Origin of the sequence: Parabacteroides sp. CH2-D42-20, from assembly GCF_003670185.1 — a bacterium.
Lineage (GTDB): Bacteria > Bacteroidota > Bacteroidia > Bacteroidales > Tannerellaceae > Parabacteroides > Parabacteroides distasonis.
Genome location: NZ_RAYG01000005.1, coordinates 167,347 through 187,983, shown reverse-complemented (window position 1 = coordinate 187,983; position 20,637 = coordinate 167,347). Strand labels below are relative to the sequence as shown.

The window sequence follows — 20,637 nt, the reverse complement described above, 5'->3', positions numbered from 1 at the left end:
TATGTTTCGATTTGCGCATCCGGACTTTTTATATTTGCTTTTTCTCCTTCCGGCGTTGGTGGCGTTCTACGTGTACGCCATGATCGTGAAGAAGAAAGCGATAAAGAAATACGGTAACCCTACGTTGTTGGCCGAGTTGATGCCCGAGGTATCGACCAAGCGCCAGCATCTGAAGTTTTGGCTGTTGTTCGGAGCCATTACCATGGTTATCTTTATTATAGCGGGGCCTCAATTCGGCTCGAAACTGGAGACGGTGAAGCGTCAGGGAGTAGAGATCATGGTGTGTCTGGACGTATCCAACTCCATGTTGGCCGAGGACGTGTCGCCCAACCGTTTGGATAAAGCCAAACAGATGCTATCCCGATTGACGGACGGCTTTACGAATGATAAGGTAGGTTTGATCGTGTTCGCCGGCGACGCTTTCACGCAGTTGCCGATCACCTCGGATTATATCTCCGCCAAGATGTTCTTGTCCTCTATCAACCCGTCGATGGTCTCTACGCAAGGTACGGCGATCGGTGCCGCCATCAACTTGGCCGCCCGTTCCTTTACCCCGGACGAGACGACCGATAAGGCGATCATCTTGATCACCGACGGCGAGAACCATGAGGACGACGCTATCGGTGCCGCCAAAGCCGCCGCCGAGAAGGGCATCCACGTGAACATCGTGGGAATGGGTGATCCGAAAGGTTCTCCGATCCCCATCCAAGGAAGCAATAATTATATGAAGGATAAGGATGGAAACGTGGTGATCACGAAGCTGAACGAGCAGATGGGTCAAGAGATCGCCGCCGCCGGAAACGGTATGTACGTACGTGCGGACAATACGAACTCCGCCTTGAAAGCCCTTCAGAAGGAAATCGAGAAAATGAATAAGACGGAGCTGGATAGCAAGGTTTATTCTGAGTATGACGAGCAGTTCCAGATTTTCGCTTGGATCGCCTTATTTCTCTTGATCGCCGATTTCATGACCTTGGATCGTAAGAACCGTATATTTAGGAAAGTAAAATTATTCTCCTTAATTCTTTTTCTCTGCGCCGGGACGGTCTCTGCCCAGAAAGCGGAACGGAAGAACGTGCGTGAGGGGAATAAACTTTACGAGAGCGAGAAATACACCGAGTCCGAGATCGCTTATCGCAAGAGCTTGGAGGTGAATCCCCGCTCTACGGAAGGAACCTATAATCTGGGAAACTCCCTATACAAGCAAGGCAAGTTCCCCGAGGCCGCCGAGCAATATCAATTGATCGCCGGGCAAGGGGAGAAGATGGTGGCTACGCCGGAAGGGAAGGCACGCTTGTCGGAGGTGTATCATAACATGGGAAATATCTTCATGCAGAACAAGGATTACGGCAAGGCCGTGGAGGTGTATAAGCAATCGCTTCGCTTGAACCCGAAAGATGACGAGACCCGTTATAACTTGGCCTTGGCCCAAAAACTGCTGTCGGATCAGCAGAATCAGGATCAGAGCCAAGATCAACAGAACGACGACAAGCAGGAGAACAAGGATCAGAAGGACGATCAGCAGCAACAGCAACAACAACAGCCGCAAGACGACCAGAAGCAGGATAAGACCCAAGAGCAACAGCAACAGGGCGAGCAAATGAGCAAGGACAATGCCCAGCAGATGTTGGACGCCTTCCTGCAAGACGAGAAAGACACTCAAGAGAAGGTGAAGAAGGCGCAGATGCAGCAGCAACAACGCCGGAAGACCGAGAAGGAGTGGTAAACTGGATAATTAACGAAAAAATGAGATACACAATGAGGAAATTAATTTTCTTATTCATCCTGATGTTAACGGTAGGGGGGGCGACAAAGGCCGCGGATGTGACCTTCAAGGCCTCGGCGCCCCAAGCGGTGGTAATGGGAGAGCAGTTTCGCTTAACTTTCACTGTCAATGCCGAAGGCAAGGATTTGAGAGTGCAGGAGATGCCAGACTTTGACGTATTAATGGGTCCCTCCCAATCCACCTCCTATAGCAGTAGCTGGGTGAACGGGAAGAGTACCAGCGAGACAACCGTTACGTATACGTATGTCTTGATGCCGAAGAAGGAAGGTACGTTTAATATAGCTCCGGCAACGATCAAGGTGAACGGCTCTAATTATACATCGAATGGCTTGGCCATCAAGGTGCTTCCGGCGGATAAGGCGGGTAAGCAAGAGGCGGAGACAACGACGGCGAGCGGGGCGATCTCTAACGATCGGCTGTTCGTGAAGATGGACGTATCCAAACGAAGCGTGTTCGAGCAAGAAGGTTTCTTGGTGACTTTCAAGGTCTATTCCTTGGAAAATTTCTCGATTACGGGATTGAAATATCCGGAGTTCGAGGGTTTCTTGGTACAAGAGGTTGAGTTGCCGCAAGAGAAACAACTGACCTTGGAAAACTACAACGGACGTAACTACCAGTCGGCCGTGATGCGTCAAGTGATCCTGTATCCCCAACGTTCCGGTAAGATCACGATCGAAGGTGGAAAGTATGATGCCGTGGTGCGTGTCCGTATGCAACAAGCGGGCGGCGGTAGCATCTTCGATAGCTTCTTCGACTCGTATCGGGATGTGAGCAAGGTGTTGACCACCTCTCCGGTTACTATCGACGTGAAGCCTTTGCCCTCCGGTAAGCCCGCTTCTTTCTCCGGTGCCGTAGGTACGTTCTCCATGACGGCTGATATCAGCTCGAACAACGTCAAGACAGACGAGGCTGTAACCATAAAGGTGAAAATCACGGGTAACGGAAACGTGAAGTTGGTGAAGAACCCGGAAGTGGTTTTCCCGAACGATTTCGATGTCTACGATCCGAAAGTAGAGATGGACATCAAGACCACGACCGCCGGTGTCAGTGGAAGCAAGACGATCGAATATATGGCGATACCCCGTTACGCAGGTGATTTCGAGATCCCGGCGATCGCTTTCTCCTATTTCGATATCAAGTCCGGTTCGTACAAGACCATCAAGTCCGAGCCTTATAAGTTGCATGTGGAGCAAGGTAAGGGCGGTAGCGGTTCTTCCCCGGTCGTATCGAACTTTAGTAATAAAGAGAGCGTGAAATACTTAGGCAAGGATATCCGTTACTTGAAGACGAAAGGTTTCTCCTTTATCGAGGGAGGTGATGGTATTTTCTTCGGTTCCTTTATGTATTATCTTTGCTATATCGTACCGGCTATCTTGTTTATCGTATTCTTCTTTATTTATCGTAAGCAGGTGAAGGAAAACGCCGACATCGCCTTGGTTCGTACCAAGAAGGCGAACAAGATGGCGGTTAGACGTCTGAAGAACGCCGGCAAGCTGATGAAAGAGAACAAGAAGGAAGAATTCTACGACGAGGTACTGCGTGCGTTGTGGGGCTATTTGAGCGATAAGCTGAGTATCCCGCAATCCGATCTGACCAAGGATAACGTAGAGACAGAATTGGCTAAATACGGTGTAGACGAATCCTTGACGAATGAGTTCATGGATATCTTGAATACTTGTGAGTTCGCTCGTTACGCTCCGTCCCAAGCGTCAGACGCTATGGATAAGCTGTATGAGCTGACGGTAGACGCTATTGGTAAAATGGAGAATACAATTAAAAAGTAAGAAGATGAAGATGACTATAAATTTAAGAAAGGTATTGTTTTTCTTATTGACTCTATGTCTGATAGGATCTGCTTATGCGCAAGATACCGCCTTGAAGGAGGCCGAGGTCGCTTACACGAAAGAAGATTACGCGAAGGCGATCGAGCTATATGAGGGAATCTTGAAGAGCAATGGCGAGTCTGCCGCCGTTTATTATAATTTGGGAAATGCCTATTATAAGGCGGGTAAGATCGCTCCGGCTATATTGAACTACGAACGTTGCCTTCTGCTGGATCCGGGTGATAGCGATGCTCGCTTCAATTTACAGATGGCCCGTCAGAAGACGATCGATAAGATTGAGCCGGTTGGTGATTTTTTCTTGGTCAAATGGTTTAAGAGCGTGGAGAACCTCGGTTCCGCAGACTCTTGGGCGAAGACTGGTATCGTGTGCTTCCTGTTGTTTATCGGTTGCTTGATCTTGTTCTTTTTCTCCCGTTGGGTACGCTTGAAGAAGATCGGTTTCTATTTGGGTGTCCTATTTATTATCATGGTTGTTTTTGCCAATATATTCGCCAGCGACCAGAAGGATGAGATGATAAACCGTAAACATGCCATCGTATTCGCCCCGACCGTTACGGTGAAAAGCTCGCCCGACGCTAGTGGTACGGATCTTTTCGTATTACACGAGGGAACGAACGTGACCGTGAAGAGTACGCTTGGCGAATGGAGCGAGATCGAGCTTGAGGACGGGAACGTAGGATGGATGCCTAGTAAAGACATAGAAAAAATCTGATACATGCTAGAACAATTATTGGTTTGGGAACGTGATGCGTTCTTTATGCTTAACGGTAGCGACTCCGCTTTTTTAGATCGCTTTATGTGGATCTATTCAGGCAAGGCGGTTTGGCTACCGTTAGCCTTTTTTATATTGGTGGTATTGTGCTATAAGAAGAACTGGAAGGAGTGGTTGTTGATCTTATTGGCCATAGTCTTGACGATCACGCTATGCGACCAGTTCGCTTCGCATGTTTGTAAGCCCATCTTCACCCGTTTCCGTCCGACTCATCACCCTGATTTTATGGATCAGGTAAAGGTGGTGTTCGGTTATCGGGGAGGTATGTATGGATTTATCTCCAGCCATGCGGCGAACGCTTTCGGTTTCGCTACCTTGATGGCGCTGATCTTCCGGAATAAGCTATTTGGATGGACTATTTTCTTTTGGGCGATTTTGACTTCCTATACTCGTATTTATTTAGGAGTGCATTTTATCACAGATATTATTCCGGGAGCTTTATCCGGTCTGCTATTCGGGTATCTTGTATATCTGTTATACCTCTATATAAGGCCTAAATTGATTCCGGCAGATTCTTGGGTACGTCCGGAGGCCATTTACTCGGATACCCGGAAACGTTTGATCACCTATGCGATTTGGTTGACCATCCTTTTAATAGCTCTATTTAATGAGCAATTGGTATCGTGCTTAATATAAGAGATTTTCGTTAAGTATGTCGTAAAGCATATTTGTTTTCAGCTGATTTTCTCAATAATAATTTGTTTCAATGCTATTAAATGACTAAGTTAGTGCCATAATATTAAACAAAAGTATTAACCTTCAAAATAAGAAAGCCATGACAAAGACGATTACATTTAACGAACTGAGAAGAATTAAAGACTCGTTACCTGACGGAAGTACACAACGCATCGCCGATGAGCTGGGATTAAAGGTAGAGACAGTTCGTAACTATTTCGGTGGACATAATTTTCAAGATGGACGGAGTTGTGGTTTCCATATCGAGCCCGGTCCAGACGGAGGGTTGGTTGTTTTAGATGATACGACTATTTTCGAGCGTGCTTTGCAGATACTGGCCGAGAGTCAGGATGCCGAAGCACAGAAAGCGTAAGAGAAATTCATTCGTATAAAAAATCCCATAGCTAAATGAAAGAACGCTTTGGGATTTTTTTATATTCAACAATTCATAAATCCCGATTGTTTCATCTATAAAAATGTATTGAGTATGGAAGATAAATTAGTGACATTGGCTATCCACACGTTCGAGAAAGCCCAGATTCTCAAGACAATCCTCGAAACAGAAGGCATAGAGGTCTATATACATAATGTAAACCAGATCCAGCCTGTCGTTTCGGCAGGAGTACGTGTGCGTATTAAGGAGAGTGATTTACCGCATGCTTTACGCATTATTGAAGACAATAAGTGGTTTGAGGAACCAAAGGAGGAAGAGGCGAAGGTTAATGCGGTCAAGAAAGTTCTGATCCCGATTGATTTCTCGGATTATTCCGCCAAGGCTTGTGAGTTGGGAATTAATTACGCTCATGCGGTAGGTGCGGAGGTGATGATTATGCATGCCTATTTCAGCCCCTATTTTCCATCTGCTATCCCGATGGGAGATACATTAGCTTACCAAGTAAACGAGGAGGAATCCGTACAGCATATCTTACAACGTGTCCGTATCGATATGGAGAATATTTGTACGCATATCAACCGGAAGATGTCCTCTGGCGAATTACCCAAGGTAAAATACGATTATGTATTACGTGAAGGCTTGCCGGAAGAGGAGATCATCGCCTATAGCAAGGAGTATCATCCGACATTGATCGTGATGGGAACGAGAGGTAAGAGCCAAAAAGATATGGATCTGATCGGTAGCGTGACCGGAGAGGTAATCGAGGTAAACCGGGTTCCTGTATTGGCGATACCGGAGAATGTTCCTTTCACGGATTTGAGAGACGCTAAGAATATCGCTTTCGCTACATCGTTTAACCAGAGAGATTTGGTTGCTTTCGACGAGTTCATGGAAATCATCAAAGGTTTTGATTTTAATATTCATCTATTCAATATCTCTACCAGCAAAGATGAATGGAATGAGATTCGTTTGACAGGCGTCCGTGAATATTTCAAGAAACAATATCCACATGCCCATATTTCCCATACGGTGCTTGCCGATGGTGACTTGCTGTTAGCCATCGAGAAATTTGTTCGTGATAAACAAATTGATGTTATAGCCCTAAGCACATATCGCCGTAATATCCTAGCCCGAATGTTCAATCCTTCGATCGCGAGAAAAATGTTATTCCACACCGATACTCCGTTATTGGTAATCGATAGCAAGAAGTAGCTTCTTATTCAAGTAACAAATAAAAAAGTGGATATGTGAAAAGCCTATATCCACTTTTTTATTATATATCCTGATATTTGTATAAACCGGAATTTATGCTTTGCTTTGTGGCTCATCAGAAAAATAATAGAATATATGATTACTTATTTAATTATTGGAATAACAGTGATTCTCTCTTTTATCTGTTTTAGTAATAGGGAGTTATTTATAAAATTAGCGTTTATCCCATATCGTACGATCCGGAATCATGAATATTATCGTATCGTGACACATGGATTTATCCATGCGGATATGACACATTTGCTAGTGAATATGTTCACGTTCTGGTCATTTGGTCTCTATATTGAACGAACGTTTCGATATATGGGATTCGGCAGTGGGGCTTATCTGGCTCTTTATTTCGGGGGAATGATCGTGGCTTCGTTTTATGATTTGATAAAACGACGTAATGATCCGTATTATGTCTCTATCGGTGCGTCTGGAGCGGTATCGGCGGTTCTATTTACCTCTATATTCCTTGATCCTTGGGGAAAGATCTTGTTTTTCGCCGTGCTGCCTGTCCCCGGAATCGTATTCGGCTTGCTATATCTGGCCTATTGCCAGTATATGGCGAAACAAACAGGAGATAACATAAATCATAATGCCCATTTCTACGGGGCTATTTATGGATTGATTTTCCCAATGCTGCTGGAGCCTTCGTTATTGCATCTCTTTTTGTCTCAACTTACGTTTAAGGGATGATCCACCCTGAACGGATAATTTAAGGTTATTTTTTGTCCGAAGATTATTTCCGGGTAGGTAAACTTGTCTATCTTTGTCCCCTTATAAGCAAAAGTTAGATGAACAAAGATAATAATTTGGGTAGAGTGTTAGCGTTACTGTCGCTGACGTTGTTGATGAGCTTTGGTTTATATAGCCTTCCGGATACATTGTTCGGGTATAAGATCAAAAAGGTAGATCTTTTATCGGATTTCAAGGTGAAAGAGGAAAAGCTCTCCTTGGATTCTTTGAAACAACAATTGGAACAAGCGGACACCCTTCAAGTAGATTCGGTAGCATTAAGGGATTCTATCATGCGTTCCGCCGGAATAGATTCTGCGGCTTTGGCCCTTCGTGATTCGTTATACAAAGCGGTCTATGCTGTTCAAGGGGCGGATTCGCTGGGGGCTCATATCGAGGACTATTCTCTTGGACATATCGGTTTGCAACGATTCTTCGCCGCCTTAAAAAACAGGCGGGAATTGAATCGTCCGGTACGTGTGGCCTTCCTTGGAGATTCTTTTATCGAAGGAGATATTATGGTGGCCGATTTCCGTTCCGGGATGCAGAAGGAATTTGGGGGGCGGGGTGTTGGTTTTGTACCGGTCACATCCGTAGCGGCACAGTTCCGTCCAACCGTGGAGCAACGTGCCTCCGGATGGACTACTTGGTCTATGCTGACGGATCATGAGCATGGATATACTTTATCTGGGATGATGTTCGAGGCAAACGAGGAGAACGCCTCAATCCATGTGAAGACGACTAAGCGTTATCCGGAGCTTCAGACGTTCTCTTCTTTGAAACTGATTTATGAGCAGAATAAGAATACGGAGATGCGCTTGGTTTGCAACGCTTCCGCCGATACCCTACAAGAGATGCTTCCCGCCACATCGATCGTAACCCAATACGAGTTGGAAGGGATGTTCACCGAAGCGGATTTCACTTTTAAGAATACTCCGGAGTTCCGGGCATTAGGGGTCGCTATGGAGGACCATTCAGGTGTCGTGGTCGATAATTTCTCTCTTCGGGGAAACTCGGGTATGATATTGGAGCGATTGGATGTCTCCCGTTGCCAAGCATTGAATAAGATCCGTCCGTATGACTTGATTGTCTTGCAGTATGGGTTAAATGTCGTGAGCGATAGCGTGATGAATTATGGATGGTATAGTAGCCGGATGGTAAAGGTCATTAACCATATACAACTTTGTTTTCCGGAAGCTGATATATTGATGTTGGGGGTGTCGGACAGAAGCCGTCAAGACGATGGGGAATTCGAGACGATGCCGGCCGTGTTAGCCTTGCTGCATGCGCAAAGGCAAGCCGCTAAAAAGGCAGGGGTTCCTTTCTGGAATGTATTCGGTGCTATGGGAGGAGAGAACAGTATGGTCCGTTTCGTAGAATTAAACTGGGCTAGTAAGGATTATACGCATTTAAGCTTTAGGGGTGGACGGGAGATTGCCGATGCCTTGCTGAAAGCGTTATTATCAGAAAAAGATTTTTATGATGAAGCGGAGAAAGTGGTTAATTAGTCTGGTTGTTTTAGGAGTGATCATGGGCTTCTCTGTTCCGAAACCTAAAGCCGGAATAAACGGGGATGTATCTCTTGATAGTTTGGCGGTTCGGGATACTGTAGCGTTGCCTCCTTTATCTTATTCTATGAAAGTGGGAAAAGATACGTTGATCTTACCGGATTCTAGTAAGGCGTGGAATAATTTTTTCAATGAACTGGATTCGTTGCGTGCAGGGAAAGATACGGCTATCACGATCGTCCAGTTGGGGGATTCGCATATCCAAGCCGGACATTTAAGCGGTCGTGTCATGCGCCTTTTCCAACAGGCGTTCGGGAATGCCGGACGAGGCTGGATCGCTCCTTTTAAGTTGAGCAGGACCAACGAGCCGGATGATTACTTTATCAAATCCGTCGCTAAGGATTGGATTGCCGGACGTTGTATTCAGCATGTCCGGAAAACCCCGATAGGGATCGGTGGGATCGGGATTAAGTCTGTTTCCCCCTCGATTAATTTTGATGTCGTGATAACTCCGAATAATGGTGCCGGATACGAGTTTAATGAGGCGATCTTATATAGAGGGGAGAAGTCGATGCCCATGCTTCCTGCCGGCGCTTTGAAAGACTCGGTCCAAACATTCCGTGCGGATACCGTATGTGTTCCTGGTGTATTAGCCGACACTTTCCGGATCTCCTGCTTGACCGATACTCTACAATTGCAGAGTACGAGACGGAAAGAGGGCACGAATACATTGCGACCGGCCTCATCCTTTACGAATTTATATTATGGCCTGACACTGAAGAATGGAGGCAGGGGTATCTTATACCATTCCATCGGAGTGAATGGGGCGATGTATGTGAATTATACGGACGAGGCTTATATACGTCAGTTGGCTTTATTAAAACCGTCCTTATTAATCATCTCTATGGGGACCAACGAGACATTCGGCAGACGTTTTAATACCGATGAGTTTTCCGGTCAGATAGAGGCTTTCTTGGCGATCGTCAAGAAGGAGCTGCCGAATACGGCGATCTTACTGACGACTCCTCCTGAATGTTATAGGAGAGTCCGGTCGGGAAAACAGCGAACGTATGTGCGTAATGATAATACCGAGCGGGCTGCCCGTGCTATCCGGAATGTAGCGAAGAAAGAAGAGGTCGCTTGCTGGGATTTATTCACTACGACAGGAGGGAAAAACTCGTGCCGCAAATGGCATAGTTCTCGTTTGATGGGACGGGATCGGATTCACTTTACGAAAGAAGGGTATCAAGAACAAGGAACGCTTCTGTTTAGGGCGTTCATGGAATCATATAATAACCGATAAGAATCTTATATGGAATATAATATACTTAGAGATTGGCTTAGTAATCATCAATTCACGTGGGAGAAACTGGGAGATATCCTAACGTATCATCATAATGCCCCGATCTTGTTTAGTAGCGGGTTGTTCTTCTTCTTGTTTATCGGTTTCCTGATGATTTATATGTCGCTAAGGAAACATACGTTGGCTCGCATTATTTACGTGACACTGTTTTCCCTTTATTTCTATTATAAAAGTAGTGGACTTTGGTTCGGGCTGCTGGTATTTACGGCTACTTCCGATTTCTTGATAGCGCAATGTATCTCGCATACGACATCGGTATTAAAACGTAAATTATTCGTTACGCTTAGTCTCTGCATAAACCTAGGTATGCTGGGGTATTTCAAGTATTTCAATTTCCTAGGCGAACTGTTTACTATGGCCGCCGGGGGAGAATGGCTGAAGATGAACATCTTCCTTCCGGTAGGAATCTCTTTCTTTACCTTCCAGAGTATAAGCTATGTGATAGATGTTTATCGGGGACGAATCCAACCTCTCGACCGTTGGATCGATTATGTTTTCTATGTATCGTTCTTTCCTCAACTGGTTGCCGGACCAATCGTTCGTGCCCGGGACTTTATCCCTCAAATGTATAAGAATCCTACGGTGACGCGATCTGAGTTTGGCGAGGGACTATTTCTTATCTTATGTGGTCTTTTCAAGAAAACGGTTATCTCGGATTATATCAGTATGAATTTCGTGGATCGTATTTTTGACGCTCCGTTACTTTATACGGGTGTGGAGAATTTATTGGGTGTCTATGGGTATGCGCTACAGATTTATTGTGACTTCTCGGGTTATTCGGATATGGCGATCGGTATCGCTCTGTTGTTGGGATTCCGCTTTAATATAAACTTCGACTCTCCCTATCAATCGGCTACGATTACCGAGTTTTGGCGTCGTTGGCATATCTCCCTTTCCTCTTGGTTAAAAGATTATCTGTATATATCCTTAGGGGGGAACCGGAAGGGGAAGATTCGTACCTATATGAATCTGATGATAACGATGCTGCTAGGCGGGTTATGGCATGGGGCTTCCATTAGTTTCATCTTATGGGGAGCCTTACATGGTATAGCTTTGGCTGCGCATAAGTTCATCATGGGGCATTTCAGTAGCTTTAAGGCCTTAGGATGCGAGATGAAGCCTTGGCGACGGGTATTAGGTGTCCTGATTACTTTCCATGTGGTTTGTTTCGGATGGATCTTGTTCCGGGCTACCTCGATGAAGGCCGTGGGAGAGATGCTTCGCCAGATCTTCACGAATTTTCATCCGGAGGTGTTCATGCAATTCGTCTTAGGATATAAAGGGGTGTTTGCGTTGATGGTGATCGGTTATGTGCTGCATTTTATGCCTAAACGCTCTGAGGATGCCTTGAGAGGAGTCGTGACCCGTTCCCCATTATTGATACAGGCCGCTATATTGGCGATAGCGATTTTCATTGTTGTTCAGTTTAAGAGTGCGGGAGTGCAGCCGTTTATTTATTTCCAATTCTAAGGGGACAAACACATATATCGGCATAGCCTCACGCCAGTATAGGCACAACCCTACACTACTAGTGCCGTAAGGCTACGCCGATACTGATTTCATAGGCAAAGTATCTTAGGTTCATTACTGAAGTATCTTAGGATCGTCAGCCGATGCACCTAAGATATTTTTTTGACATCTTAGTGTGTTCCTATCTAATACCGTTGTAGGGGGGAATCCCGCCAGATTTATCAAACGGTTGTGACATTTAAGTCTTGCGTGAGCCGTAAGACTTAAATGAATTCATTTACTCTGGGGGTTGTGAGCCGGCGGGAAGTTTGATGATGATATTCCTCAAATCCGCCCCGGATACATTTTGGAATACGCTTAGTCCGAACTCCGGTATTACCGCAAGTACATGGTCGAATATATCCGCTTGGATTCCTTCGTATTCGACCCATACCTTATTGGATGAGAAGCAATAAAGTTCGATGGGAATACCTGTATCAGTCGGTTGTAGATGCCTTACCATGCAGACTAATTCCTTACTTACCTCCGGGAGACTTCTTAGGTAACGTACGAGATAAGCACGGAAGACACCCAGATTTGTTTGTCTACGTCCGTTCACCCAAATGGAACTGTCGATATGATGCTCTTCATTGTATTCATCTAATTCCTGTTCTTTTCCGTCGATGTAATCCGTGATAAGAGAGATCTTACGAAATTTCTCTAGCATTTCCGGGGTACAAAAATGTACGCTGTTCATATCGATATTGATAGAGCGCTTGATACGACGACCCGGGGATTCGCTCATACCTCTCCAGTTTTGGAAAGCGTCGCTTACTAAGGCGTAAGGAGGGATGGTCGTAATGGTATTGTCAAAGTTTCTTACTTTCACGGCGTTCAATGTCACCTCGATAACCGTGCCGTCCGCACCATATTTACTCATCGTGATCCAGTCCCCGGCCCGGAGCATATCATTGGCGGATAATTGGATGCCGGCAACGAAACCTAAGATCGTATCCTTAAAGACCAACATCAAGATAGCGGCAGACGCACCCAATCCGGCCAGTAAAGAAACCGGGGATTTATTGATAAGAATACTGATAATCAATATCACTCCAATAAAGAAAACCGTAACCTGCAAGATCTGTATGAAGCCTTTTAACGGCTTGTTCTTAAAGGAATCTTTTTTATTATAGATCTCGTGGATCAGATTTAAGGAAGCGTTTATAAACCTTAAAGAAACCGCTATGATATAAATCTGACAAAGTTTTTGGAGCAATATTAAAATCTTCGGTGTCTCTTCGGCTGAGAAGGCGAATGGTAACAATATATAAATCAATATGGCCGGGATCATATGCATCATCTTATTGATGATCTTACGATCCACGATTAAATCGTCCAGTTGATTTTTCGTCTTCCTCGCTAATCGTTTGAACATACCTAGGAAAATATACCGGCAACTATAATCGATCCCAACGGTGACGGCTATAATAAGTAATAAGATCACTATATTGTCTAGGTAACTGGAATTTTCGCTTATCAACCCAATTTGAACTAATAAATTATATACCCATTCTTGTATCTTGCTCATAAATACGATTTTAAACTTTAAGTAGACAATCCGGAGACGAAGATAGGAAAAATAATTCGAACACGTACTTTAGTCTGAATATTGATATACTTTCAATTCAAATTTAGGAATCATAGCGAAGAAATGATCGAATATATCCGACTGGATCCGTTCATATTCTTTCCATACTTTATTTCGGGAGAAGAAATAAATCTGGATGGGAACACCATATTCCGTGGATTGAAGTTGACTGATAATTAAATCCAAATCTTGATTTACGACAGGAAGACTTGTCAGATAACGCTCTACATATACACGGAATACTTGGGAGTTTGTAGGTACTACATCCTTATCCGGTTGGTAATCCGCTAATAAAGGAATTTCCTTGCGGAAGGTATCTAGCATCTCCGGTGTACAGAACTTGATCGTATTCAAATCGAGATAAATGGACTTCATGACCCTACGTCCTCCAGACTCAACCATCCCGCGCCAGTTTTGGAAAGAACTATTCACTAGATTATAAGGTGGGATTGTCGAGATCGTATTATCGAAGTTCTGAACTTTCACGGTGTTTAGGGTTATTTCTTGAACAATACCGTTCGCGTTGGCAGAAGGCATCGTGATCCAGTCGCCGGGGCGCAACATATCATTCGCCGAAAGCTGTATACCCGCCACGAAACCTAATATGCTATCTTTAAATACCAACATAAGAATAGCTGCCGACGCACCTAATCCGGCGAAAAGGGTAGCCGGGGATTTATTGACGAGAATCGCTATAATGACAATGCCGCCAACGAAGAAAACAAGCACTTGTAATACTTGTATAAAACCTTTCATCGGCCTGTTTTTCATTTTCTCCTGTTGGTTAAACAAATCCAACATCATTAAGAGAAGACCGTTGAGCGCTAACAGCAGGGAAAATATGATATAGACCGCGCAAATCTTCTGGGAAATGAATAATAATTCCTTTCCTCGGATAAAAGCCATCGGGAGCAAAGCATATACTAAAATGCCGGGAATCGTATGTACGAGATAATGTACGACCTTACGTTTAATTAATAACGTATCCCATTTATAATGCGTATGCTTAACGATACTACGTACCCCTCCGACAAAAATGGCTTGGCATAAATAATCCAATCCGATAGCGACCGCCACTAGTAAGATGGCGATGATCGCCTCGTCAAATGTGTTCGCTATTTTCTCGTCTACACCCCATCCGGTGAGGACTTTGTTCATCCAACTACCTAAATTTATCATAATAATCGTTTTTTGATATAACACTACTCTTAAAAATAGGTTCAATCCTACGTTAAATTTGCCCTTTTGTTAAGATTGCTTGTAAATGTAAGCGTATTAATCCAATTGAAAAATGTATCTTTGTGAAATAATATAAACTTAAATGGATTCCATGAGATCTCTGTTGTCAACCTCAGATTTTCTACAGGTACGAGAGCATAAATTAAGTAATGATTTGACGGTATGGTTGAATGAGGACCATAGCCAACCTAAGATATTCGGAGCCGTAGTTGTAAAAGCCGGAGCTAAAGATTCCCCTAACACAGGTATCGCGCATTATTTCGAGCATATGATGTTTAAAGGAACGGATAAGATCGGGACGATCGACTATGAGTCCGAGAAAGTCTTGCTGGACATTATCGCCGAGAAATATGACGCTTTGGCGGATACCGAGGATCCTAATATGCGTGCCCATTTGCAGCAAATCATTAACGACCTGAGCGTACGTGCCGCTGAGTATGTAATACCGAATGAGTTCGACCGGTTGATCTCTCGTTTCGGTGGTACGAAGTTGAATGCCGGGACTTCTTACGACTATACATTATATTTCAATACATTCTCTCCGCAATATATCTCCCAATGGGCCGAGATCAATAGTGAGCGTTTGGTAAATCCCGTATTTCGTCTTTTCCAGAGTGAGCTGGAGACGGTCTATGAGGAAAAGAACATGTATGGGGACACGATGGCTAGCGTCGCCATCGAGAAATTGACAGAGCGTTATTTCTATCCGCATCCGTATGCGTATCCGATTATCGGAAGTGCGGAGAACTTGAAGAATCCCCGTCTTTCGGAGATGCGCCGGTTCTTCGAGAAATACTATGTCGCTTCCAATATGGGATTGATCTTAAGCGGGGATTTCGATACGGAGGAGGTCTTGCCAATCTTGGAATCTACTTTTTCACGGATACGAAAAGGGAAGCCGCCCCACCGGGATATCGTTGCGCTTCCACCATTCGAGGGGCGGGAAAAAGTGAGCGTACGTATTCCTATGCCTTTCGTGAAAATTATGGCATTGGGATTCCGGGGAGTTCCTGCGAATCATCCGGATCAAGTTGCGCTCAATATCGCCGTATCTTTATTGAATAACTCCAATGGTACGGGATTTTTGGATAAGCTGACGGTAGATCATAAGGTGATGGGTGCGATGGCGGTTAACCAAAGTATGAATGAGGCTGGAATATTAGGTTTGTTGGTATTTCCGAAGTTCTTTTTCCAGACCTATGCGGCAGCCGAGAAATTAGTATGGAAACAAATCAACCGTATTAAGGAGGGGGATTTTAGCGATGAGATGTTCCAAAGCTTGAAATTGGAACAGAAACGTGAATATGCCTCCAAATTGGAAGACATAAACTCAAGGGCCGAGGTGATGATGCGTATTTTCTCTCAAGGGAAAAGCTGGCAGGATTATTTGGATGAGGTTACCCGTATCGATGCCTTGTCGAGAGAAGACGTGATTGAGGTCGCCAAGAAATATTTTACGGAGAATTATATGTACGTCACGAAGAAGACCGGACGCTATCCAAAAACGATCTTACCCAAGCCGGATTATTCACCGATTATACCGAAGAACTCCGATGCTTCCTCCGCTTATGTGGAACGTCTGGAAAAGATACCCGTACAAGAATTGAAACCGCATTTTCTCGATTTTGAGAAAGACGCCGAGGTCGTATCCTTGCGTCCGCTTGTCACGTTGTATAAGACTCATAATTCCGTAAATGATATATTCTCGCTGACACTATCTTATGGAGTGGGGCAGTTGGAGCTTCGTGATCTTGATAAATTGTCCGCTTATCTACCTTTCGTAGCGACGGAATCGATGTCTTTTGAGGTCTTTCGGGGTAAATTGCAGGAACTTGGTAGTACATTGACTTTTGATTCCACGGATTCTGAGTTTCTGGTGGTGGTGAATGGTTTTGATGGGCATTTTACCCAAACAATGGCTTTGGTCGGCGATTTCTTGCGGCACGCCAAGCCAGATGACAAGAAGTTACGGCAGATTGTGGACGAGGCGAAGGTAACGGAGAAATCGTTGTTCAATTCCAGCGAGAACGTAGCCGATATGCTGTTAGAGAAAGTCAAATTTGGGGAGCAATCCCGTTATTTGACCAAATTATCGTTCGCTGAAATCAAAAAACTAAAAGGAAAGATGTTGCTGGACACCTTCAGTAAGGTACGTTCGGTCGCTTGTAACCTGCATTATTGTGGTACATTGTCTACGGAGGAGGCCGCCCGGCAGATCAAGCAGCATTTACCCTTGGAGGAGGTAAGTATTCCATCGAACTCTCCCTATATCCGTGATCTTATGACGTATGATAAGCCGACTGTCTTTTTCATGGACATGGAGGATGTCACGCAAAGCATAATCTATGCCTATATGTATATCGATCCGTTGAAGGCTAAGGAAGATCGTCCTATTTCCCGGTTGTTTAGCGCTTATTTCGGAGGGGATATGTCATCCTTGATGTTTCAGGAGATCCGTGAGTTTCGTTCGTTCGCTTATCAAGTAAATGCCCGTTTGAAACATCCTCCTTTGAATCGATCGGAGAAGCCTGCTAGTTTCGTGATGAAATTGGCTACACAGACGGATAAGATGATCGATGCGATGGAAGTGTTGGAGAATCTGGTGCATGATATGCCGGAACGTCCGGAACGGGTGGAGTCGGTGAAGCAGACGATTCGTAATTGGGTGAATAATGAATATCCTACTAGTCGCTCCCTTTCCTTGAAGATCGCCGGTTTCCGGCGTGAAGGGTACGAGAGCGATCCGAACAAGGATTATCTGGAGGTTATCGATCGGATGACTATGGAGGATATCCTTCGTTTTTATAGGGAGAATATACAAGATCATTTAATGATATATGCGATAGTCGGTAATTCAAAGAGTATGGATATGGAGAAACTCTCTAAATTCGGACAGATCGTTAAGGTAACAAAGAAAGACATTTATAGGTAATGTATAGTAAGGAGGAACTGAAGAATCTCAAATTGGAGTTTTGGGAAAGCTTCGCCGCTTTTTGTGAGGTGCAACCCTATTTGCGGGGGCGTAAGAAAATTTGGACATTATATGATACGAAGGTAAAGGGCGTTGAGTTGAAATTCGACGCGAACCGCCAAGGGGCTTACGTTATTCTTGAGGTAAACCACCGTAGCGAGGATTTACGTCTGGAAATGTTTGAGCGCCTGACTTGGTATAAAGAGACGTTGGAACAGGATTTTCCCGAAGGCTTGATCTGGGATATTTGTTTTGTCCGTGAGAATGGCCGACAAGTGGCCCGTATCTATGTAGCAAAAGAAGGATTGGATTTGCATCGGAGAGCGCATTGGGGAGATTTTTTCACTTTTATGGCTAGCCAGATGTATTTGTTGGAACGAAATTTTATGGGTATAGCAGAATACTTAAGAGAATAATTACGAGATATGAATCTAAAGGTATTTATCGGAGCTTGCGTACTGTCCGGTCTGGTTGCTTGTAGCTCTGTTAAACAAGATGAGGCCGGTTTGTCCCGGCCCGGTGTGAGCCTTGAGCTAGCTCAATTCCGGAAGGAGCATTTCTCAAATGTCCGTTATAATCTTTTCTTCTCGATCCCGGAATCTCGTGACGAGGCGATCCGGGGAAAAGTGGAGCTATCCTTGCGATTAGACGAGAAACAGCCGCTTATTATTGATTTCCGCGGAGAACCGGAGCAAGTGACCTCCGTAACCTTGAACGGAGGAGATATTCCCTATGAAGTGAAAGATGAGCATATCGTGATTGCCTCAGATTGGGTAGCGGTGGGAGAGAACCGGGTAGCGATCACTTTTACTCCGGCGGATCAATCCTTGAATCGACGGGATGAGTTCCTGTATACGTTATTGGTTCCGGACCGGGCACGTACGGTATTCCCTTGTTTTGACCAGCCGGATATGAAGTCGTTTTTTACCTTGACCTTGGAAGTTCCTTCCACTTGGCAGGCCGTGGCGAATGGCGCTATCACACAAACGGATAGTACGAGCGTCTCCGGTCGGAATCGTATTTCTTTCAAGGAGACGGAACCGCTTAGTACCTACCTGTTCTCATTCGTGGCCGGTGAACTGACTCGGGAGGTTTATTCCCGGAACGGACGGGATATCTCTATTTATCATCGGGAGACGGATCCGAAAAAGATCGCTCAATGCCCAGCCATCGCCGACGAGGTGTTCGATGCGTTGGAATGGCAGGAAGACTTTACTGGTATTCCTTATCCTTTCGCTAAATATGACGTGATTATCTTACCCGGTTTCCAATATGGGGGTATGGAACATACGGGTGCTACTTTATATACGGATCGCCGGATGTTTCTGGATGAGCATCCTACCTTAAATGAGCGATTGAGTCGGAGTTCCTTGATCGCGCATGAAACCTCTCATATGTGGTTTGGCGATTATGTAACGATGAAATGGTTTGATGATGTATGGACAAAAGAGGTTTTCGCTAATTATTTCGCTTCCCGTATCGTAGAACCTTTATATCCGGACGTGAATCACCGGTTGAATTTTATTCGGGATTATATTCCCGCATCTTATTCGGAAGACCGTACGTCAGGTGCGAATCCGATCAAGCAAGATTTGGATAATTTGCGGAACGCCGGTTTGGTATATGGAAATATCATCTATGATAAATCTCCCGTGGTTATGGAAATGTTGGTACGTGTTCTGGGAGAAGAGGCTTTCCAGCAGGGAATCCGTGAGTACTTGACTACTTATGCGTATGGGAACGCTACGTGGGAGGGCTTGATCCGTATCTTGAATAAATATACGGAAGAGGATCTGGCCGCTTGGAGTGAGGTGTGGGTAAATCAGAAGGGTATGCCGGAGATTACGGCTTCGGTTAAGGACGGCGAGTTGGTCGTAGAGCAGCGTGATCCGTTGGGCCGGGGTTTAAAATGGCCGCAAGAATTAACCTATCGGGTGATCTGTGGAACGGATTCGGAAGAAATCCCGGTTTCTCTCGAAGGAAACTCTGATTCCTTCCGAATGAAATTAAGTTTTCTTCCGAATGGAAATTGTGTCATTCTTCCGAATATAAATGGGCGTGGTTATGGCTTCTTTAAAATAACAGAGGGGGAGTCTTCCGGTCTATGGTCTGTGCTTCGCTCATCGGAAGATGAGGTGTTGAAGGGATCTTTGCTGATTACCCTTTATGAGAATCTTCGTTGGAAAACGATTTCTCCGCAAGGGTTCCGTGAAGAGATGTTAGCGTATTTACCGAATGAGTCTAATTCTTTATTGTTCTCGATGGCTTTAAGCTATTTAGGAGATTGCCAGCGGATATTCCCGTCGGATTCTCGTCCGTTGGAACAGGTCTTGTGGAAGATCGTGACAACGAATCCCGTATCCCAACATCGCTTGCAGGCGTTTCGTTTGTATCGTTCGATAGCGGATTCAGAGGAGGCGGTACAACGTCTGTATACGTTATGGCAGGAACGGAAAGCTCCGAAAGATTGTACGTTGAGCGAGAGTGATTATATTGGCTTATCCTATATGTTGGCGATACATTTGCCGGAAAAAGCGGATAAGATTATCGCCACGCAATTGTCCCGCATACAGAATCCGGACCGGAAGAAGGAGTATCAATTTATCTCCCCATCCGTCTCGCCCCGCAAGGCGGAACGTGACAGTGTCTTCGCTTCCTTGTTGATCGCCGGGAATCGTAGGGTGGAGCCATGGGCCTCTTCCGCTCTCGCTAATTTGAACCATCGCCTACGAGAACAAGAGTCGGTCGCTTATATCCGTCCGGCCTTGGAAGCGATGCCGGAAGTACAGCGGACTGGCGATATCTTTTTCCCCACCGCTTGGGTTCGCTCCTTGCTTTCCGCCCATACATCGAAGGAAGCTCGGGAAGAAGTTGATGCGTTTTTTACCGCGCATCCGGACTTCCCCTTGATGCTTTCCAATAAGATTAAGCAGCAAGCGAGTCATTTGTATTAAAGTAAATCATTATCTTTGTCCTTGAGAACGAATTAATAAGAA

The 20,637-nt window shown here is 44.9% G+C and carries 15 protein-coding genes and 1 pseudogene; 14 read left to right on the top strand and 2 right to left on the bottom strand.

Annotated elements, in window-relative coordinates; translation table 11 throughout:
* Position 1: 1 nt before the first annotated feature.
* From D7V92_RS22425 to D7V92_RS04910, 11 genes and pseudogenes are all read left to right on the top strand, one after another.
* Positions 2-1,018: pseudogene (locus D7V92_RS22425) on the top strand (VWA domain-containing protein); the annotation flags it as partial.
* Positions 992-1,726, top strand: coding sequence for a tetratricopeptide repeat protein (locus D7V92_RS22420; protein ID WP_307820698.1), 735 nt, complete (start codon positions 992-994; stop codon positions 1,724-1,726). The pseudogene D7V92_RS22425 and the gene D7V92_RS22420, both read left to right, overlap by 27 nt.
* 32 nt (positions 1,727-1,758) lie before the next feature.
* On the top strand, positions 1,759-3,570 hold the full coding sequence (locus D7V92_RS04950) for a BatD family protein (RefSeq protein WP_008779811.1): 1,812 nt from the start codon (positions 1,759-1,761) through the stop codon (positions 3,568-3,570).
* A gap of 4 nt (positions 3,571-3,574) precedes the next feature.
* Entirely contained in the window at positions 3,575-4,342 is a 768-nt protein-coding gene (locus D7V92_RS04945; protein ID WP_008779812.1) for a tetratricopeptide repeat protein, read from the top strand.
* Between the two features lie 3 nt (positions 4,343-4,345).
* Positions 4,346-5,038, top strand: a complete 693-nt coding sequence (locus tag D7V92_RS04940; protein ID WP_008772270.1) for a phosphatase PAP2 family protein — start codon at positions 4,346-4,348, stop codon at positions 5,036-5,038.
* Between the two features lie 139 nt (positions 5,039-5,177).
* Entirely contained in the window at positions 5,178-5,450 is a 273-nt protein-coding gene (locus tag D7V92_RS04935; protein WP_005857225.1) for a hypothetical protein, read from the top strand.
* Between the two features lie 114 nt (positions 5,451-5,564).
* Positions 5,565-6,683 carry a universal stress protein gene (locus D7V92_RS04930; RefSeq protein ID WP_005862634.1) on the top strand — a complete coding sequence of 373 codons (1,119 nt, stop codon included), beginning with the start codon at positions 5,565-5,567 and terminating at the stop codon, positions 6,681-6,683.
* Between the two features lie 135 nt (positions 6,684-6,818).
* Positions 6,819-7,424: a rhomboid family intramembrane serine protease gene (locus tag D7V92_RS04925; protein WP_008772268.1), complete on the top strand. Its 606-nt coding sequence runs from the start codon at positions 6,819-6,821 to the stop codon at positions 7,422-7,424.
* 98 nt (positions 7,425-7,522) lie between these two features.
* Positions 7,523-8,971: a hypothetical protein gene (locus tag D7V92_RS04920; protein ID WP_005857217.1), complete on the top strand. Its 1,449-nt coding sequence runs from the start codon at positions 7,523-7,525 to the stop codon at positions 8,969-8,971.
* The gene (locus D7V92_RS04915; protein ID WP_087344459.1) at positions 8,943-10,274 is read left to right on the top strand and encodes a GDSL-type esterase/lipase family protein; all 1,332 of its coding nucleotides are present in this window, start codon (positions 8,943-8,945) and stop codon (positions 10,272-10,274) included. Before D7V92_RS04920 ends, D7V92_RS04915 begins: the two co-directional genes overlap by 29 nt.
* Positions 10,275-10,283: 9 nt before the next feature.
* Positions 10,284-11,804, top strand: coding sequence for an MBOAT family protein (locus D7V92_RS04910; RefSeq protein WP_036615813.1), 1,521 nt, complete (start codon positions 10,284-10,286; stop codon positions 11,802-11,804).
* A gap of 277 nt (positions 11,805-12,081) precedes the next feature.
* On the opposite strand, the gene D7V92_RS04905 is transcribed toward D7V92_RS04910, so the two are convergent.
* The gene (locus tag D7V92_RS04905; RefSeq protein ID WP_121772408.1) at positions 12,082-13,371 is read right to left on the bottom strand and encodes a mechanosensitive ion channel family protein; all 1,290 of its coding nucleotides are present in this window, start codon (positions 13,369-13,371) and stop codon (positions 12,082-12,084) included.
* Between the two features lie 69 nt (positions 13,372-13,440).
* Positions 13,441-14,610: a mechanosensitive ion channel family protein gene (locus D7V92_RS04900; protein WP_008772244.1), complete on the bottom strand. Its 1,170-nt coding sequence runs from the start codon at positions 14,608-14,610 to the stop codon at positions 13,441-13,443.
* 142 nt (positions 14,611-14,752) lie between these two features.
* Between D7V92_RS04900 and D7V92_RS04895 the strand changes: the two genes are divergently transcribed.
* From D7V92_RS04895 to D7V92_RS04885, 3 genes are read left to right on the top strand one after another with little or no spacing between them, the layout of a single operon-like run.
* Entirely contained in the window at positions 14,753-17,602 is a 2,850-nt protein-coding gene (locus D7V92_RS04895; protein WP_121772407.1) for a pitrilysin family protein, read from the top strand.
* The gene (locus D7V92_RS04890; protein WP_005857205.1) at positions 17,602-18,057 is read left to right on the top strand and encodes a DUF4268 domain-containing protein; all 456 of its coding nucleotides are present in this window, start codon (positions 17,602-17,604) and stop codon (positions 18,055-18,057) included. Before D7V92_RS04895 ends, D7V92_RS04890 begins: the two co-directional genes overlap by 1 nt.
* 9 nt (positions 18,058-18,066) lie before the next feature.
* Positions 18,067-20,595, top strand: coding sequence for a M1 family aminopeptidase (locus tag D7V92_RS04885; protein ID WP_121772406.1), 2,529 nt, complete (start codon positions 18,067-18,069; stop codon positions 20,593-20,595).
* Positions 20,596-20,637 lie beyond the last annotated feature (42 nt).